This is a genomic window from Stenotrophomonas sp. PUT21 (assembly GCF_052232875.1).
Taxonomy (GTDB): domain Bacteria; phylum Pseudomonadota; class Gammaproteobacteria; order Xanthomonadales; family Xanthomonadaceae; genus Stenotrophomonas; species Stenotrophomonas maltophilia_N.
Window position 1 is genome coordinate 4289650 of record NZ_CP197645.1, and the last position, 16927, is coordinate 4306576.

At 67.8% G+C, this 16927-nt stretch carries 15 protein-coding genes and 1 riboswitch; of the genes, 12 read left to right on the top strand and 3 right to left on the bottom strand.

Annotated elements, in window-relative coordinates; all coding sequences use genetic code 11:
* The first annotated feature begins 25 nt into the window (after positions 1 to 25).
* Together aceE and purU are read left to right on the top strand one after the other, a co-directional pair.
* Positions 26 to 2698, top strand: a complete 2673-nt coding sequence (aceE, locus tag ACTT2I_RS19140; RefSeq protein ID WP_421100107.1) for a pyruvate dehydrogenase (acetyl-transferring), homodimeric type — start codon at positions 26 to 28, stop codon at positions 2696 to 2698.
* A gap of 73 nt (positions 2699 to 2771) precedes the next feature.
* Positions 2772 to 3623 (top strand): formyltetrahydrofolate deformylase, encoded by an 852-nt coding sequence (gene purU / locus ACTT2I_RS19145; RefSeq protein WP_121044317.1) that lies wholly within the window; start codon positions 2772 to 2774, stop codon positions 3621 to 3623.
* A 28-nt stretch (positions 3624 to 3651) separates the two neighbouring features.
* On the opposite strand, the gene ACTT2I_RS19150 is transcribed toward purU, so the two are convergent.
* The 3 genes from ACTT2I_RS19150 to metE form a co-directional block, all read right to left on the bottom strand.
* Positions 3652 to 4278: a nicotinamidase gene (locus tag ACTT2I_RS19150; protein WP_421100108.1), complete on the bottom strand. Its 627-nt coding sequence runs from the start codon at positions 4276 to 4278 to the stop codon at positions 3652 to 3654.
* Between the two features lie 53 nt (positions 4279 to 4331).
* Complete coding sequence (locus ACTT2I_RS19155) at positions 4332 to 5021, bottom strand: epoxyqueuosine reductase QueH (protein WP_421100109.1); 690 nt, start codon at positions 5019 to 5021, stop codon at positions 4332 to 4334.
* 70 nt (positions 5022 to 5091) lie between these two features.
* A complete protein-coding gene (gene metE, locus ACTT2I_RS19160) occupies positions 5092 to 7389 on the bottom strand; it encodes a 5-methyltetrahydropteroyltriglutamate--homocysteine S-methyltransferase (protein WP_421100110.1) in 2298 nt (765 codons plus the stop codon).
* Between the two features lie 214 nt (positions 7390 to 7603).
* A riboswitch (cobalamin riboswitch) is annotated at positions 7604 to 7837 on the bottom strand.
* Positions 7838 to 7939: 102 nt separating this feature from the next.
* On the opposite strand from metE, the gene ACTT2I_RS19165 reads away from it, so the two are divergent.
* From ACTT2I_RS19165 to ACTT2I_RS19210, 10 genes are all read left to right on the top strand, one after another.
* Entirely contained in the window at positions 7940 to 8722 is a 783-nt protein-coding gene (locus tag ACTT2I_RS19165; protein WP_421100111.1) for a hypothetical protein, read from the top strand.
* A gap of 70 nt (positions 8723 to 8792) precedes the next feature.
* The gene (locus tag ACTT2I_RS19170) at positions 8793 to 9359 is read left to right on the top strand and encodes a sigma-70 family RNA polymerase sigma factor (RefSeq protein ID WP_421100112.1); all 567 of its coding nucleotides are present in this window, start codon (positions 8793 to 8795) and stop codon (positions 9357 to 9359) included.
* Complete coding sequence (locus ACTT2I_RS19175) at positions 9356 to 10141, top strand: anti-sigma factor (RefSeq protein ID WP_421100113.1); 786 nt, start codon at positions 9356 to 9358, stop codon at positions 10139 to 10141. The genes ACTT2I_RS19170 and ACTT2I_RS19175 overlap by 4 nt, the downstream gene beginning before the upstream one ends.
* A 90-nt stretch (positions 10142 to 10231) precedes the next feature.
* Positions 10232 to 11191: an acyl-CoA desaturase gene (locus ACTT2I_RS19180; RefSeq protein ID WP_421100114.1), complete on the top strand. Its 960-nt coding sequence runs from the start codon at positions 10232 to 10234 to the stop codon at positions 11189 to 11191.
* Position 11192: 1 nt separating this feature from the next.
* Entirely contained in the window at positions 11193 to 12473 is a 1281-nt protein-coding gene (locus ACTT2I_RS19185) for an NAD(P)/FAD-dependent oxidoreductase (RefSeq protein ID WP_293985019.1), read from the top strand.
* Positions 12470 to 13237 (top strand): DUF1365 domain-containing protein, encoded by a 768-nt coding sequence (locus ACTT2I_RS19190; RefSeq protein ID WP_421100115.1) that lies wholly within the window; start codon positions 12470 to 12472, stop codon positions 13235 to 13237. The genes ACTT2I_RS19185 and ACTT2I_RS19190 overlap by 4 nt, the downstream gene beginning before the upstream one ends.
* Positions 13234 to 14490: a class I SAM-dependent methyltransferase gene (locus ACTT2I_RS19195; protein ID WP_421100116.1), complete on the top strand. Its 1257-nt coding sequence runs from the start codon at positions 13234 to 13236 to the stop codon at positions 14488 to 14490. The genes ACTT2I_RS19190 and ACTT2I_RS19195 overlap by 4 nt, the downstream gene beginning before the upstream one ends.
* Before the next feature lies 1 nt (position 14491).
* Positions 14492 to 15049 carry a DUF2878 domain-containing protein gene (locus ACTT2I_RS19200; RefSeq protein ID WP_421100117.1) on the top strand — a complete coding sequence of 186 codons (558 nt, stop codon included), beginning with the start codon at positions 14492 to 14494 and terminating at the stop codon, positions 15047 to 15049.
* A complete protein-coding gene (locus ACTT2I_RS19205) occupies positions 15046 to 15843 on the top strand; it encodes a DUF1295 domain-containing protein (protein WP_421100118.1) in 798 nt (265 codons plus the stop codon). Before ACTT2I_RS19200 ends, ACTT2I_RS19205 begins: the two co-directional genes overlap by 4 nt.
* A complete protein-coding gene (locus ACTT2I_RS19210) occupies positions 15840 to 16913 on the top strand; it encodes a class I SAM-dependent methyltransferase (RefSeq protein ID WP_421100119.1) in 1074 nt (357 codons plus the stop codon). Before ACTT2I_RS19205 ends, ACTT2I_RS19210 begins: the two co-directional genes overlap by 4 nt.
* The last annotated feature ends 14 nt before the right edge of the window (positions 16914 to 16927 follow it).

The following is a 16927-nucleotide window of genomic DNA, read 5'->3' on the forward strand; positions in this document are numbered from 1 at the left end:
CTGGCAGCCTTCCCCGGAGATGGACATGAACCCAGCGCTCGCCCCCCTCGATACCGACCCGCAGGAAACCCAGGAATGGCGTGAGTCGCTGGAGGCGGTCATCCACGCCGCCGGCCGCCCGCGCGCGCATTACCTGATGGACCAGCTGACCGAGCTGGACACGGCCCGCCATGGCGACCTGCACGGCCGCGTGTGGACGGCGTACACCAACACCATTCCCGTGGAACGCCAGCCGGCCTACCCGGGCGACCTCGGCATCGAGCGCCGGCTCAACGCGATGATCCGCTGGAACGCGATGGTGATGGTGCTGCGCGCCGGCAAGCACTCCAACGTGGGCGGCCACATCGCCACGTATCAGTCCGCAGCGGTGCTGTACGACGTCGGCTTCGATCACTTCTTCCGCGGCCGCACCGACACCTTCGATGGCGACATGATCTACATCCAGGGCCACTCGGCGCCGGGCATCTACGGCCGTGCATTCGTCGAAGGCCGCATCGCGCCGGAACGGATGGACAACTTCCGCCGCGAATCCGATCGCGATGGCCTGTCCTCGTATCCGCACCCGCGCCTGATGCCGGACTTCTGGCAGTTCCCCACCGTTTCGATGGGGCTGGGGCCGCTCACCGCCGCCTATCAGGCGCGCTACATGCGCTATCTGGAATACCGCGGGTTGAAGGAGCACCAGGGCCGCAAGGTCTGGGCCTTCCTTGGTGATGGCGAAATGGACCAGCCCGAATCGCTGGCGGCGATCTCGGTGGCCGGCCGCGAGCGCCTGGACAACCTGGTGTTCGTGGTGAACTGCAATCTGCAGCGCCTGGACGGCCCGGTGCGCGGCAACGCCAAGGTGATCCAGGAACTGGAAGGCACCTTCCGCGCCGCCGGCTGGAACGTCATCAAGGTGATCTGGGGCGGTGGCTGGGACGCGCTGCTGGCCAAGGACAGCACCGGCCTGCTGCGCCAGCGCATGATGGAATGCGTGGATGGCGACTACCAGACCTTCAAGTCGCAGAACGGTGCCTATGTGCGCGAGCATTTCTTCGGCAAGTATCCCGAGCTGCTGGCGCTGGTCGCCGACCTGAGCGATGACGATATCTGGGCACTGGCCCGCGGTGGTCACGATCAGCAGAAGGTCTACGCCGCGTACGCGCAGGCGGTCGCCGGCAACGGCCGGCCGAGCGTGATCCTGGCCAAGACAGTGAAGGGCTTCGGCATGGGCGAGGCCGGCGAAGGCCAGAACATCAACCACCAGCTCAAGAAGATGAGCGCCGATGCCGTGCGTGCGTTCCGTGATCGGTTTGATCTGCCGGTCAGTGACGACCAGCTGGAGGAGATGCCCTACCTGCGCCCGGCGCCGGGCAGTGCCGAAGCGCGTTATTTCGCGCAGCGTCGCCAGGCCCAGGGTGGCCAACTGCCGGCGCGCGTGACCCACGTCGATCCGTTGCCGGTGCCAGCGCTGTCGGCGTTCGCCACCCAGCTGCAGGGCAGCGGCGAACGTGGCCAGTCCACCACGATGGGCTTCGTGCGCATCCTCACCACGCTGCTCAAGGACCCCGAACTGGGCAAGCTGATCATTCCCATCGTGCCCGATGAGTCACGCACGTTCGGCATGGAAGGCCTGTTCCGCCAGATCGGCATCCACTCCTACCTCGGCCAGTTGTACACCCCGCAGGATGCCGGCCAGCTGAGCTATTACAAGGAAGCCAAGGACGGCCAGATCCTGCAGGAGGGCATCAACGAATCCGGTGCGATCTGCTCGTGGATCGCCGCCGGCACCGCCTATAGCAACCACGGCCTGGCGACGATTCCGTTCTACATCTTCTATTCGATGTTCGGCCTGCAGCGCGTCGGCGATCTGGCCTGGGCCGCCGCCGATGCCCGCACCCGCGGCTTCCTGCTGGGTGCCACCTCCGGCCGCACCACGCTGATGGGCGAGGGCCTGCAGCACGATGACGGCCACAGCCACGTGCTGTCTTCGGTGATCCCCAGCTGCGTGTCCTTCGATCCCACCTACAACTTCGAACTGGCGGTGATCATCCAGGATGGCCTGCGCCGGATGTACGTGGACCAGGAAGATATCTACTACTACATCACCGTGCTCAACGAGGCCTATCCGCACCCGGCACTGCCCGAAGGCAGCGAAGCAGGCATCCTCAGGGGCCTGTACCTGCTGCACCCCGCCGCCGCCGACAGCGACCCTGCGCTGCGCGTGCAGCTGATGGGCAGCGGCGCGATCCTGCGCGAAGTCGAAGCCGCGGCGACGCTGCTGCAGCAGGACTTCGGCATCGCCAGCGACGTGTGGAGCGCCACCAGCCTCACCGAACTGCGCCGTGATGGCCTGGCGGCCGAGCGCTGGAACCTGCTGCATCCGGTGCAGGAGCCGCGGGTGCCGTACGTGCAGCAGTGCCTGGCCGCGCACCCGGGCCCGGTGATCGTGGCCACCGACTACATGAAGATCGTCGGTGACCAGATCCGCCCCTTCATCGAGGGCCGCCGCTTCACCGCGCTGGGCACCGATGGCTTCGGCCGTTCGGACACGCGCGAGTCATTGCGTACGTTCTTCGAGGTGGACCGCCACTTCATCGTGCTCGCCGCGCTCAAGTCGCTGGCCGATGAGGGCCGGATCGAACGTGCCCAGCTGCAGGTGGCGATCGACCGGTACGGGATCGATGTGGAAAAGGTGGACCCGACGGCGGTGTAATTGCTGGGAGGCACCCTTGGTTGCATCTGAGAGCATCGACCGCAGCCCGGCGGTGCTCGCTTACACTGGCCGGATGCGCCCTGATTCCATCCTCACCCTCTCATGCCCGGACCGTACCGGGATCGTCTACCGTGTGTCCGGCCTGCTGTTCGAGCTGGGCTGCAACATTCTCGATGCCCAGCAGTTCGGCGACGACGAGAGCGGCCGGTTCTTCCTGCGCGTGCATTTCGATCGGGCCGCCGAGCAGTCACTGGGCGACGTGGAAGCCCGCATGGCCACGCTGGCCGCCGAGTTCGGGATGGACTGGCAGCTGCATGACGCCCGCCGCCGGGCACGGCTGCTGGTGCTGGTGAGCAAGCAGGGGCATTGCCTCAACGACCTGCTGTTCCGTGCGCACAGCCGGCAACTGCAGGTGGACATCGCGGCGGTGGCCTCCAATCACGAGGACTTCGCTGCCTTGGCCGGCTCCTATGGGGTCCCCTTCCATCACCTGCCGGTCAACGCCGACAACCGTGCCGTACAGGAGCAGCAGATCATCGACCTGGTCGAGCGCGAGCAGATCGATCTGGTGGTGCTGGCGCGTTACATGCAGATCCTGTCGCCGCGGCTGTGCGAGGCCCTGGCGGGGCGGGCGATCAACATCCATCACAGCTTCCTGCCCAGCTTCAAGGGCGCGCAGCCGTATCACCAGGCGCACGCGCGCGGGGTCAAGATCATCGGGGCGACCGCGCACTACGTGACGCCGGATCTGGACGAAGGCCCGATCATCGAGCAGGACGTGGCGCGCGTGGACCATGCGATGACGCCGCGCGATCTGGTGCGGCTGGGCAGCGATACCGAATCGCAGGTGCTGGCACGCGCGGTACGCCGGCATGTGGAGCACCGCATCCTGCGCAACGGTCATCGCACCGTCGTGTTCCGCTGAACTGCGGCGCCGGTGCCGGTGCCGCCTGTCAGACAACCGCGATCTTCGCCTTCGCCAACGCCTCACGCACCATGCCGTCATTGGCCTCGGTGACCGGCCGGGTCAGGTCCCACAGGAACGTGACCCGGAACCCGGACTTCACCGCGTCCTGTGCACTCCACAACACGCAGTAGTCGCGCGCCAGGCCGCATACATGCACCTCGCGGATGCCGCGCTCATGCAGCCAGCCGGCCAGGCCGGTGGCCGGGCGGGTGCCATCGGGACCGTGGTTTTCGCGGAAGGCACTGTACGAGTCCACCTCACGGCGGGTGCCTTTGCGCAGGATCAGGTCGGCGCCCGTCCAGTCCACCCCGGGGTGCAGCACGGCACCGGCGCTGCCCTGCACGCAGTGGTCCGGCCACAGGGTCTGCGGCTGGGCGTGCAGCAGGATCGCTTCGAACGGGAGGTGGCCCGGGTGCTGGCTGGCGAGGGAGGCGTGGTCGGCCGGGTGCCAGTCCTGGGTCGCCACCACGGTGCGGTAACGGTGTTCGGCCAGCAGTGCCGCGATGTCCGGCACGATCGCATCGCCGTCCACGCAGGCCAGCGCACCGCCGGGCATGAAATCCGGCTGCAGGTCGATCACGACCAAGGCGACATCGGCGGGGTAACGGCTCATGGCGGCTTCACAACGGTGGGGGCGCCCCAGTCTAGCCGACGCCCCCGCAACGGTCAGTCGGCGTCGCCCTGCCTGGAGGTGCCATCGCCGTAATACAGCACGCCCAGTTTGATGCGCTCGCGGCCGGTCTCGCGGCGGTGGCGGTTGGCGTCACGCAAGGAGTACACGCAGCCGCAGTACTCCTGCTGGTAGAACTGCTCGCGCTTGCTGATCTCCACCATCCGCGCGGCACCGCCGCCCTTGCGCCAGTTGTAATCCCAATACTGGATGCCCGGATAGTGTGCGGCGGCACGGTGGCCGCAGTCGTTGATCTGGTTCATGTCCTTCCAGCGTGAGATGCCCAGCGAGCTGCTGATCACCGCAAAGCCGTTCTCGTGCGCATACAGCGCGGTGCGCACGAAGCGCATATCGAAGCACATCGTGCAGCGGATGCCGCGCTCGGGCTCGTTCTCCATGCCGCGGGCGCGCGAGAACCAGTTGTCGGTGTCGTAGTCGGCGTCGACGAACGGCACGCCATGTTTCTCGGCGAAGCGGATGTTCTCCTGCTTGCGCAGTTCGTATTCCTTCACCGGGTGGATGTTGGGGTTGTAGAAGAAGATCGTGTAGTCGATGCCGGAGGCGGTGATCGCTTCCATGACCTCGCCCGAGCACGGCGCGCAGCACGAATGCAGCAGCAGTTTGGTGTGCCCGTCGGGCAAAGAGAGGGTAGGGCGGTCGATCGGCGTCAGGTCATGCGGTTTCATGCGTTTCTCGTCGACCCCACCGCCGGCAACGGCGGCGATGGGGTCCTTGGGGCGGTCTACAAAGGGTCCATCACGCGGCGTTGGCGTCTGCCGTTTCCTCACGCAGTTCGCGCGCGGCGGCCACCAGCGCTTCCAGCGCGGCACGGGTTTCCGGCCAGCCACGGGTCTTCAGGCCGCAGTCCGGGTTGACCCAGATCTGCTCCGGGCGCAGCACTTCGGCGGCTTTGCGCAGCAGTGCCAGCATCTCGGCCTTGTCCGGCACGCGCGGGGAATGGATGTCATACACGCCCGGGCCGATCTCGTTGGGATACTGGAAACGCACGAAGGCATCCAGCAGTTCCATGCGCGAGCGCGAGGTCTCGATCGAGATCACGTCCGCATCCATCGCGGCCACCGAGTGGATGATGTCGTTGAACTCGGAGTAGCACATGTGGGTGTGGATCTGGGTCGCATCGCGCACGCCGCTGGCACTGATCCGGAACGCTTCCACCGCCCAGTCCAGGTAGTCGCGCCATTGCGCGCGGCGCAGCGGCAGGCCTTCGCGGATCGCCGGCTCGTCGATCTGGATCACGCCGATGCCGGCCGCTTCCAGGTCGGTCACTTCATCGCGCAGCGCCAGCGCGATCTGGCGGCAGGTGTCCGCACGGGACTGGTCATCGCGCACGAACGACCACTGCAGCACCGTCACCGGGCCGGTCAGCATGCCCTTCATCGGCAGCTGGGTGAGCGACTGCGCGTACTGCGACCAGCGCACCGTCATCGGCTGCGGACGGGTCACATCGCCGAAGATCACCGGCGGCTTCACGCAGCGCGAGCCGTAGCTCTGCACCCAACCGTTCTTGGTGAAAGCGAAGCCGTCGAGCTGCTCGCCGAAGTACTCGACCATGTCGTTGCGTTCGAACTCGCCGTGCACCAGTACGTCCAGCCCGATCTGCTCCTGCACGCGCACACAGTGTTCGGTCTGGGTGGCCAGGAAGGCATCGTAATCCGCATCGGAGAGCTTGCCGGATTTGTTGCGGGCACGCGCCTCACGGACCTCCAGCGTCTGCGGGAATGAACCGATCGTGGTGGTCGGGAAGCGCGGCAGTTTCAGCGCGGCGGCCTGGGCCAGGTGGCGCTGCGGATAGCGGCTGTGGCGCTGTGCATCGGCCGGGGTCAGCGCGGCCAGGCGCGCGGCGACGGCCGGGTTGTGCACGCGCGGCGAACGACGGCGCGATTCGATGCATTCGCGCGAATGGGCGAGCGGCGCTTCGGCCCGCGCCGGTGCATCGATCGCATCGGCCAGCACGCGCAGCTCGCCGAGCTTCTGCCTGGAGAACGCCAGCCAGCTGCGCAGTTCGTCATCGAGCTTCTTTTCGTGGTCCAGATCGACCGGCGTATGCAGCAGCGAACACGATGGCGCCAGCCACAGCGCATCGCTGCCCACGTGACCGTGGGCGTAGCGCGCCAGCACCAGCGCGTTGTCCAGATGGGTGCGCCAGATGTTGCGGCCGTTGACCAGGCCGGCTGACAGCACGCGACCGGCCGGCAGCGCCTTGATCACCGCATCGAGTTGCTCCGGCGCGCGGACCAGATCCACATGCAGGCCATCGACCGGCAGCGAGGCGGCCAGCGTGAGGTTGTCTTCCAGCGCACCGAAGTACGTCGCCACCAGCACCTTGGGGCGCGTAGCCTTGGCCAGCACCGCATAGGCATGTTCGAACGCGGCGCGGGTGGCCTCATCCAGATCCTGCACCAGCAGTGGCTCATCCAGCTGCACCCACGCCGCGCCGGCCGCCTTGAGCTCGGCAAGCAACTGCACATACACCGGCAGCAGCGCATCGAGCAGATCCAGCGCGTTGCTGCCATCGGTGGTCTTGGACAACCGCAGGAACGTGACCGGCCCGATCAGCACCGGCCGGGTTTCGATCCCCAGCGCCTTGGCCTGGCGGTATTCGGCCAGCGGCTTGTCGCCGCGCACCGTGAAGGTCTGGCCGGCCTGCAGCTCGGGCACCAGGTAGTGGTAGTTGGTGTCGAACCACTTGGTCATCTCCAGCGCATGCAGGTCGATGCCATCGCGCTGCAGGCCACGCGCCATCGCGAAGTAGCCGCTCAGCGGCTCGGCATCGGCAAGCGCGCGGTAACGGGCCGGGATCGCATCGAACAGGAAGGCGGCATCCAGCACCTGGTCGTACAGGCTGAAGTCGTTGCTCGGCGGCACATCCACGCCGGCCTCGCGCTGCAGCTGCCAGTGGCGTTCACGCAGCTCGGCCGCGGTGTCCTGCAGCGACGCGGCGCTGCTTTCGCCGGACCAGAAGGCTTCGAGCGCGCGCTTGAGTTCGCGCTTGGCGCCGATGCGCGGAAAACCCAGGTTGGTAACAGTGGTCATTGGAACGTGTCCTCATTGCGTAGGGGCATTGAGGAACGAAGGAACCGCGCGCCGTCCGGGGCCTTGCAGCCCGTTCCGCCCCGCCAGCGACCTTCGCCCCCGCGGGCGAACCGGATGCCGTGAAGCGGGCGCACGGGGGCAGCGCCATGCAGGCGGCATGGCGGCAGGCCCCGGCAACCTCCCCGCGGACGTTCCAGGTCGAATCGGAGGACGGTCATGTCCTCCGGCCGGGGCCGGTATTCGGGCTGATGGACACGGGCGCGGGCGCCCACCTACTCCCTGCCGCTTCCCAGGCCCCAGGGCCCAGTGCTGTTGGCAGGTGTCGTTTCCATTCACCGCTGCGGGGCAGCTCCGGAATGGGCGCGCGAGGCGCCTTCACCGGATTCCCGTTTAAATCCATCCCTTCATCTGCATGAAGCGATGGATACCTTCGGCGAGCACAAGGTAGGCCGAAGGCGGGCGATGGTCAAGTCGTCTGCGCGATCCGCCCACTGCATCCAAACCACCGCCGCCTGCGTATCTCCCTGCAAGCCCGCCCGTTTGGACCCCCATGCGCCAGCCCTTGCCCTGCCTGATCCTGCTGCTGTCGGTGAGCGCCGCCCCCGTAAGTGCCGCCGATCAGACCGTGCAGCGTCAGGAAGGCCGCGCGTACGCCACCGCCGATGGCCGCCTGCTGTATCGCGAGACGCATTGGCTGCAGGGGCCGGCGAGTGCGCAGTCGCGGCTGGTCCTGTACCGCTGCAGTGACGGCCGCCCGTTCGCGCGCAAGTGGATGACGCCGCAGGGCAGCCCGCAGACACCGGATTTCACCCTGGACGATGGCCGCGATGGCTATCAGGAAGGGGTGCGCGGCAATGCCGCTACCCGCCAGGTATCGGTCCGCGCCAGCGCCCAGGCCCCCACCTTCAGTCGCGCCATCACCCTCCCCTCGGGGGCGGTCGTCGATGCCGGTTTCGACGCGGCTGTACGCAGCCATTGGGCCGCGTTGCAGGCCGGACAGAGCGTGGCATTCCAGTTCCTGCTGCCCAGCCGCCAGCGCCTGGTGACGCTGAAGTTGCAGCGCACCGCCGCGGTGAGCTGGCAGGGCCAGCCGGCCGAGCAGCTGCAGATGAAGCTGGATGCGTGGTTCGGCTTCGCGGTGCCGGCTGTCACCTTGGTCTATGCCACGGCCGATCAGCGCCTGCTGCAGTTCACCGGCACCGGCAACGTCCGCGATGAGAAGGGCACGTACCCGCAGGTGCGGGTCGAGTTTCCGGCCGCACCGGTCGCCACGTCTGCGGCCGAGGTGTCCGCTGCGCGCACGCAGCCGTTGGTGAAGACATGCGGTGCCTGAGCGCCCCCTTGCGGACAGCGGCTGGAGCAACGAGGATGCCGGGACGCCCGTTATCGACATTGAGCCTGCAATGCCCGAGCTGGACGCCGCCGCCGCTGCATCACACCGCCTGGACGAACTGCTGGTCCGGGTCGCCGGCGGCGATCGCCAGGCGTTCGAGTCGGTCTATCAGCTGGCGTCCGGACGCCTGTTCGCGATCTGCCTGCAGGTACTGCGCGACCGCGGTGATGCCGAAGAGGTCCTGCAGGACGTCTTCACGACGGTCTGGCACAAGGCGGGGCAGTTCGACCGCGCCAAGGCGGCGGCCATGACCTGGCTGTCGATGATGGCGCGCCACCGCGCGATCGATCGCCTGCGGGCGGCGCCGCCGCGGGCGCTGGATGATCTGTCGGTGGCCGAGGAACTGCCCGATTTCGCGCCGCAGCCGGCCCAGGTGGCCGAGCAGGCCTCGGATCACGAGCGCCTGCAGGACTGCCTGGAAACACTGGAGCCGCGCCGCCGCTCGCTGATCCGGCTGGCCTTCCTTGATGGCGCCAGCTATGAAGAACTCGCGCGCCGCATCGGCTCGCCGCTGGGCTCGGTGAAAAGCTGGATCCGCCGCGGGCTGGGCCAGCTTCGGGTGTGCCTGGAACGATGAACGTGCGCGACCTCCATGATCTGCAGGACGACGGCGAACCGCCGAGCGCCGACATCCTGGCCGGCGAATACGTGCTCGGCGTACTCGATGCCACCCAGCGCGCCGCTGTTGAGCGGCGGATCGCGGGTGATCCCGGCTTCGCCCGGCTGGTGACCCAATGGGAGAACCGCCTTGCGCCGCTGCTGGAGTCACTGGGCAGCGAAGCGGTTCCCGCGCATCTGTGGCCGCGCATCCGGACGTCGCTGGGCTGGCCGTCGGTGAGCACTGCCTCGCCACGGCTCTGGCAGCGCACTGGTTTCTGGCAGGGCATGACCGCGTTGGCCGCCGCCTTGGCACTGGTAGCGGTGTTCAGTCGCCGCGATCTGGAGCCGCCGGCCCCTTCGCCCACGCCGGTGGCAGTCACGCCGACCACGCCACCGCTTCCGGCCGAGCCGGAGCAGGCGACCAAGCCGGTCACCCCGCTGCTGCACGACGACGGCACGCCGGGCTGGCTGGCTTCGGTCGATAAGGCCCAGGGCAAGGTGCTGATGGTGCCGGTCCCGGCCGCAGCCGATGCGGCCGGGCGTGCGCCGGAACTGTGGCTGATCCCGGCCGGCGGCGAACCGCGTTCGCTTGGCCTGGTCTCCATCGATCGCGCACACACGGTTGCCGTACCGGACACGTTGCGTGATGCGCTTGTGAACGGCTCGGTGCTGGCGATCACGCTGGAACCGGCGACCGGTGCGCCGCAGGGCGTTCCGACCGGTCCGATCATCGCCAAGGGCGACATCGCCAACCTGTAACCGCACCTGCCCGGCGTTTTTTTCCGGATCCGTGCATCCAAACGCGGCCCGCTCCCGTATCTCCTGTTAACGCCTCAGGAGAAGCGAGTCATGTCGGTCAGCCCCACCCCGGACGCAGGACGCACCGCACCGCGACGCCGCTGGGCCACGCTGCTGCGCTGGTTCGACACCAGCACGGATGCGGCAGCCCCGGCAGGCGAGCCGCAGCGCGTGGACTGGGTGCGGGCGATCTCCTTCGCGGCGATGCACCTGGCCTGCCTGGCGGTGATCTGGGTGGGTGTCTCCTGGGTCGCGGTGGGTGTGGCGGTGGGGTTGTACGCGGTGCGCATGTTCGCAATCACCGCCTTTTACCATCGCTACTTCTCGCACCGCACGTTCCGCACCTCGCGCGCCGTGCAGTTCATCTTCGCGCTGATCGGCGCCTCCAGCGTGCAGCGCGGGCCACTGTGGTGGGCCGCGCATCACCGCAATCATCACCGCCACACCGACACCGCCGCCGATCCGCATTCGCCGTCGGTGCATGGCTTCTGGTGGAGCCACATGGGCTGGTTCCTCACGGTGGAAGGTTTCCGCACCGACTGGTCGCGCATTCCCGACCTGGCCAGGTATCCCGAGCTGCGCTGGTTGGACCGTTTCGACACCCTGGTGCCGGTCGCGCTGGCCGCTGCCCTGTTCGGCCTGGGTGCCCTGCTGGAGCGTATCGCGCCGTCGTGGGGCACCAGCGGCGGGCAGATGCTGGTGTGGGGTTTCTTCATTTCCACCGTGGTGCTGTTCCACGCCACGGTGACGATCAACTCGCTGGCGCACCGCTTCGGCCGCCAGCGCTTCAACACCGGAGACGACAGCCGCAACAACCTGTGGCTTGCCCTGCTGACCTTCGGTGAGGGCTGGCACAACAACCACCACTTCTTCCCGGGCACCGCGCGCCAGGGCTTCTACTGGTGGGAAGTGGATGTCACCTGGTATGGCCTGCGTGCGATGGCCGCGCTGGGGCTGGTGCGTGATCTCAAACCCGTGCCGGCCTGGGTGCTGGCCAAGGCGGAGCACTGACATGCGTATCGCCGTGATCGGATCGGGCATCGCCGGCCTCTCCAGTGCGTGGTGGCTGAGCCAGCAGCACGAAGTGACGCTGTTCGAAGCCAATGACTACCTGGGGGGCCACACCCATACGCACGAGGTGGAGGTCGATGGCCGCACACACGCGGTGGACACCGGCTTCATCGTGTTCAACCCCGCGCACTACCCGCTGCTTACCGGGCTGTTCGAGGAGCTGGGCGTCGCCTCGCAGCCGACCACGATGAGTTTCTCGGTGCACAGCGAGCGCAGCGGGCTGGAGTACAACGCGACCTCGCTGGATACGCTGTTCTGCCAGCGCCGCAATCTGGTCTCGCCGCGCTTCTGGGGAATGCTGCGCGATCTGCGCCGGTTCTACCGCGAGGCGCCGGCGCTGCTGGAGCGCGAAGACGACGGCCCTTCGCTGGGTGAGTTCCTGGCCAAGGGCCGCTATGGCCGCACCTTCATCGACGAGCACCTGCTGCCGATGGCCTCGGCGTTGTGGTCTTCGCCCACGGCCAGCCTGGCCGCCTTCCCCGCGCGCTACCTGGTGCAGTTCATGGCCAACCACCAGATGCTGCAGATGACCGGGCGCGCGCCGTGGCGGGTGGTGCAGGGCGGTTCGGCACGGTATGTCGAGGCGCTGCGCAGTCGCTGGCAGGTCCGCGAGCGGCTGGAGTGCCCGGTGTTCGGGGTGGAGCGCCACGAGCATGGCGTGCGCGTGCACAGTGCTGCCGGGCTGGAGGGCTTCGACCAGCTGGTGCTGGCCTGCCACAGCGATCAGGCCCTGGCCTTGCTGTCCGATGCCGATCTCACCGAGCGTGCGGTGCTGGGTGCGATCCGGTACCAGCCCAACGAGGTGGTGCTGCATACCGATGCCAGCCTGCTGCCGCGGGACCGCAAGGCCTGGGCCGCCTGGAACGCGCACGTGCCGCGCGATCCGCTGGCGCCGTGCACGGTGAGCTACTGCATGAACCTGCTGCAGGGCATCGATACGCCCACGCCCTTGGTGGTCACCCTCAACCGCAGCAGTGCGATCGATCCGGCCACCGTGCTGCGTCGCCTGCAGTACGCCCACCCGGTGCACGATCACGCGATGGTGCGGGCACAGCAGCGCTGGGCGGAGATCCAGGGCCATCGCCGTACCTGGTTCGCCGGCGCCTACTGGGGCTGGGGCTTCCACGAAGACGGCATCCGCAGTGCGCGGCGCGTGGTCGATGCGCTGCAGGCGCTGGATGCGGAGTCTTACTGGCCGCTGGCCGAGGCACTGCCGGCATGACCGCCAGTGCGATCTACCGTGGCTGGATGCGCCACCGGCGCCACGCACCACACGCGCACGCGTTCGGCTATCCGATCGCGCAGCTGTTGCTGGACCTGGACGAACTGCCGCGCCTGTTCGCGCGGCGCTGGTTGTGGTCGGTCGGCCGCCGCAACGTGGTGGAGTTCCGCCGCAGCGATTATCTCGGCGCGCCCGATCAGCCGCTGGCCGATGCGGTGCGCGCCCGCATCACGCAGGCGCTGGGGCGTGCGCCGACCGGGCCGATCCGCCTGCTGACGCATCCGCGCTACGCCGGCCATGTGTTCAATCCGGTGAGCTTCTACTACTGCTATGCCGCCGACGGCACCACGCTGGACAGCATCGTGGCGGAGATCACCAATACGCCGTGGAAGGAGCGCCACGCCTACGTGCTGCCGGTGGCGCAGGCCGATGCCCACGGCCGCGCGCTGTGCTGGTCGTTCGATAAGCAGTTCCACGTGTCGCCCTTCATGCAGATGGACTGCGAGTACCGCTGGCGCTTCACCGCGCCTGGCGAGGACCTGCACGTGCACATGCAGGTCTGGCGCGAGGGGGTGTGCCAGTTCGATGCCGATCTGGTGATGCAGCGCCATCCGCTCACCGGGCGTGGCCTGGCCGGCGTGCTGCTGCGCTACCCGCTGATGACCCTCAAGGTGGTAGCCGCGATCCACTGGCAGGCGCTGCGCCTGTGGCTCAAGCGCAACCCCGTCCATGACCATCCTTCTCTTGCCGGGAAATCCCCATGAACGACATGACCCGCGCGGTGGCCCTGCCGCAGCCATCCGCCCTTGAAGGGTTCCTGCGCGGGCGCCTGCTGGCGCAGCTCGCCCCGCTGCGCGGCGGCCATCTGCGCCTGCGCGATGCGCTCGGCGATGTGCTGATCGGTGATCCACAGGCCACGCCACAGGTGACGGTCTGGGTGGATGATCCCGGCTTCTATCGCGCGGTGGCCGCGCAGGGCAGTGTCGGTGCGGGCGAGGCCTACATCCGCGGTGACTGGCGCTGCGATGACCTGGTCGCGCTGGTGCAGCTGCTGGTACGCAACCGGGATCTGCTCGATGGCATGGAGCGCGGCCCGGCACGCCTCGGCGGCTGGCTGCTGAAAGGCTGGAACCGGCTGCGCCGCAACACGCGCGAAGGCAGCCGCCGCAACATCGCCGCGCACTACGATCTGGGCAACCCGTTCTTCTCGCTGTTCCTGTCCGGCGACCTGATGTACTCCTCGGCGCTGTATGCGAGCCCAGACGACACGCTGGAGGCAGCCTCCGAGCGCAAACTCGCGCGCATCTGCGAGCAGCTGCAGCTCACCGCCGCCGATCGCGTGGTCGAGATCGGCACCGGCTGGGGCGGCTTCGCGCTATACGCGGCGCGGCACATCGGTTGCCACGTCACCACCACCACCATCTCGGTCGAGCAGTACACGCTGGCCAAGCAGCGGGTGGAGGCGGCCGGCCTGCAGGACAAGGTGACCCTGCTGCTCAAGGACTACCGCGATCTGGAGGGCCAGTACGACAAGCTGGTCTCCATCGAGATGATCGAGGCGATCGGTGCGCAGTACCTGGACACCTACTTCGCCACGCTCACCCGCCTGCTCAAGGACGATGGTTTGGCGCTGCTGCAGGCCATCACCATCGAAGACCAGCGTTACGAGCAGGCCCGGCGCAGCGTCGACTACATCAAGCGCTTCGTGTTCCCCGGCAGCTTCATCCCCTCGATCAACGCGATCGTTGCGGCCAAGACCCGCAGCAGCGACCTGCAGCTGATCGGCCAGCATGATTTCGGCCCGTCCTATGCGCTCACGCTGCGCGCGTGGCGCCAGCGCTTCCTGGCCCAGCTGCCGGCAGTGCGCGCGCTGGGCTTCGATGCACGCTTCATCCGTCTGTGGGAGTTCTATCTGGCGTACTGCGAAGGGGGCTTCCTGGAGCGCTCCATCGGCGTTTCGCACCTGCTGATGGCGCGCCCGGGCTACCGGCCCGCGCTGATCGCGGCGGAGGGCTGAGGTGCCACGTTTCTGGGCCAACGTGATCGGCAACCAGCTGGTCTGGCTGTGCGCCGTGATCGGTGCCGCTCATGGGCTGCGCTGGCCCGCGCTGGTGGCAGCGGCCGTGTATGTAGGCAGCCAGCTGGCGTGGTCGGCGCAGCCCTCGGTGGAGGTCAGGCTCCTGCTGGTGGCGGTCGGGTGCGGCCTGGTCGTGGATGGGCTGGCGGGTGCCTCCGGGTGGGTGACGTACGCGGCCGGCAACGATCCCGCGTGGATCGCCCCGGTCTGGATTCTTGCCCTGTGGGCCGCCTTCGCGATGACGCTGACGGTGTCGTTCGCGGTGCTGCAGCGGCACCTGATTGCTGCTGCGCTGGTCGGCCTGCTGTTGGCCCCGTTGGCGTACCTGTCCGCCGCACGGGGCTGGTCCTCGGTGGTCTTCACCGCACCGCCGTGGCACGGCGTGCTGCTGCTCGGCCTCGGCTGGGCGGTCGCGCTGCCGCTGCTGGCCGCCTGCGCCCGTCATTGGCAGAGCCGCACGGCACCCCTGACCACACTCGCTCCTGGAGAGACACGATGAAGATGCTGTGGGTGGTGTGGCTGTATGCCGCCGTGATCATGACCTGGGGCTGGTGGTGGCAACGCCGGCACCAGAACATCGGCGTGGTCGATGTGCTCTGGGCCAAGGGTGTGGGCGCGTCTGCCCTGTTGCTGGCACTGCTCGGCGATGGCGCGGCGATGCCGAGGATCGCGCTGGCGGTGCTGGGCGGTCTGTGGGGTTCACGGCTGGCGCTGCACCTGTGGCACCGCGTGCGCAGCGAGCCCGAGGATGGTCGCTACCAGCACCTGCGCAAGCATTGGAACGGCCATCAGGGAAAGATCTTCGGCTTTTTCCAGTTCCAGGCCCTGCTGATCGTGCTGTTCGCGCTGCCGTTCGTGGCCGTGTCGGTCAATCCGCAACCGCAGGGCTGGGGCTGGCTGCTCGCGGCGGTGGCGATGTGGCTGCTGAGCGTGGGCGGTGAATCCATCGCCGACCGCCAGCTGGCGCGCTTCCGCGCGAATCCGGCGAACAAGGGCAAGACCTGCCGGGACGGGCTGTGGCGCTACTCGCGGCACCCCAACTATTTCTTCGAATGGCTGCACTGGTTCACCTACGTGCTGCTGGCCGTGCAGTCGCCGTTGTGGTGGCTGGCCTGGGCCGGCCCGCTGGTGATGTACGTATTCCTGCGCTGGGTCAGCGGCATTCCCTTCACCGAGGCGCAGGCGCTGCGCTCGCGCGGTGAGGACTACCGGGAGTACCAGCGCACCACGCCGATGCTGTTTCCCTGGTTCCCCTCCCGCTCGTCGCACGCCCGCAAGGAGTCTTCCCCATGAATGTCGCCAGTGACCGCCTTCCGCTGCCGGACTACGCGCCGGGCCTGACCGGCCTGGCCGAACGCGGGCTGCTGCCCGATGCGCTGTTGCGGCTGGGCATCCGCCGCCAGTGCGAGCAGCGCCTGCGCGAAGAGCTTGCGGGCGGCCAGCAGGTGCAGTCGCAGCGCTTTGCCGCGCGCATTGCCGGGCTGGCCAGCAGCGCGGTGGCGCTGCATGTGGATGCGGCCAATCGCCAGCACTACGAAGTGCCGGCAGAATTCTTCCATCGCTGCCTGGGCAAGCGCCTGAAGTACAGCAGCTGCTACTACGCCACCGGCACTGAAACGCTGGACGAAGCCGAAGAGGCGATGCTCGCGCTGTACGGCGAGCGCGCGCAGCTGGCCGATGGGCAACACATCCTGGAGCTGGGCTGCGGCTGGGGGTCGCTGACGCTGTGGATGGCCGAGCGCTACCCGAACGCGCAGATCACCGCCGTCTCCAACTCCAACAGCCAGCGCGAGTACATCCTGGGGCAGTGCCGTGCACGTGGCCTGATCAACGTCACCGTGCTGACCCGTGATGTGAATCATCTGATGCTGGATGCGGAGACCTTCGACCGCTGTGTCTCCATCGAGATGTTCGAGCACATGCGCAACTACCCGCAGCTGCTGCAGCGCATCCACCGCTGGCTGCGGCCGGAGGGGAAGCTGTTCGTGCATATCTTCGTGCACCGCACGCTGATGTACCCGTTCGAGACCGAGGGCGACGACAACTGGATGGGCCGCCACTTCTTCACCGGTGGCCTGATGCCCGCGGCCGATACGCTGCTGTTCTTCCAGCAGCACCTGCAGCTGCAGCAGCGCTGGCTGCTCGATGGCACCCACTACGAGCGCACCGCCAATCACTGGCTGGCCAATCAGGATCGCGAGAAAGACGCGGTGATGGCCGTGCTGCGTCAAACCTACGGCGATGCCTCTGCCGCGCTGTGGCACCAGCGCTGGCGCATGTTCTGGATGGCCTGCGCAGAGCTGTTCGGCTACCAGCAGGGCCAGCAATGGCAGGTCGCCCACTACCTGTTCAACCGACCGTGATCACCCCACGTTAC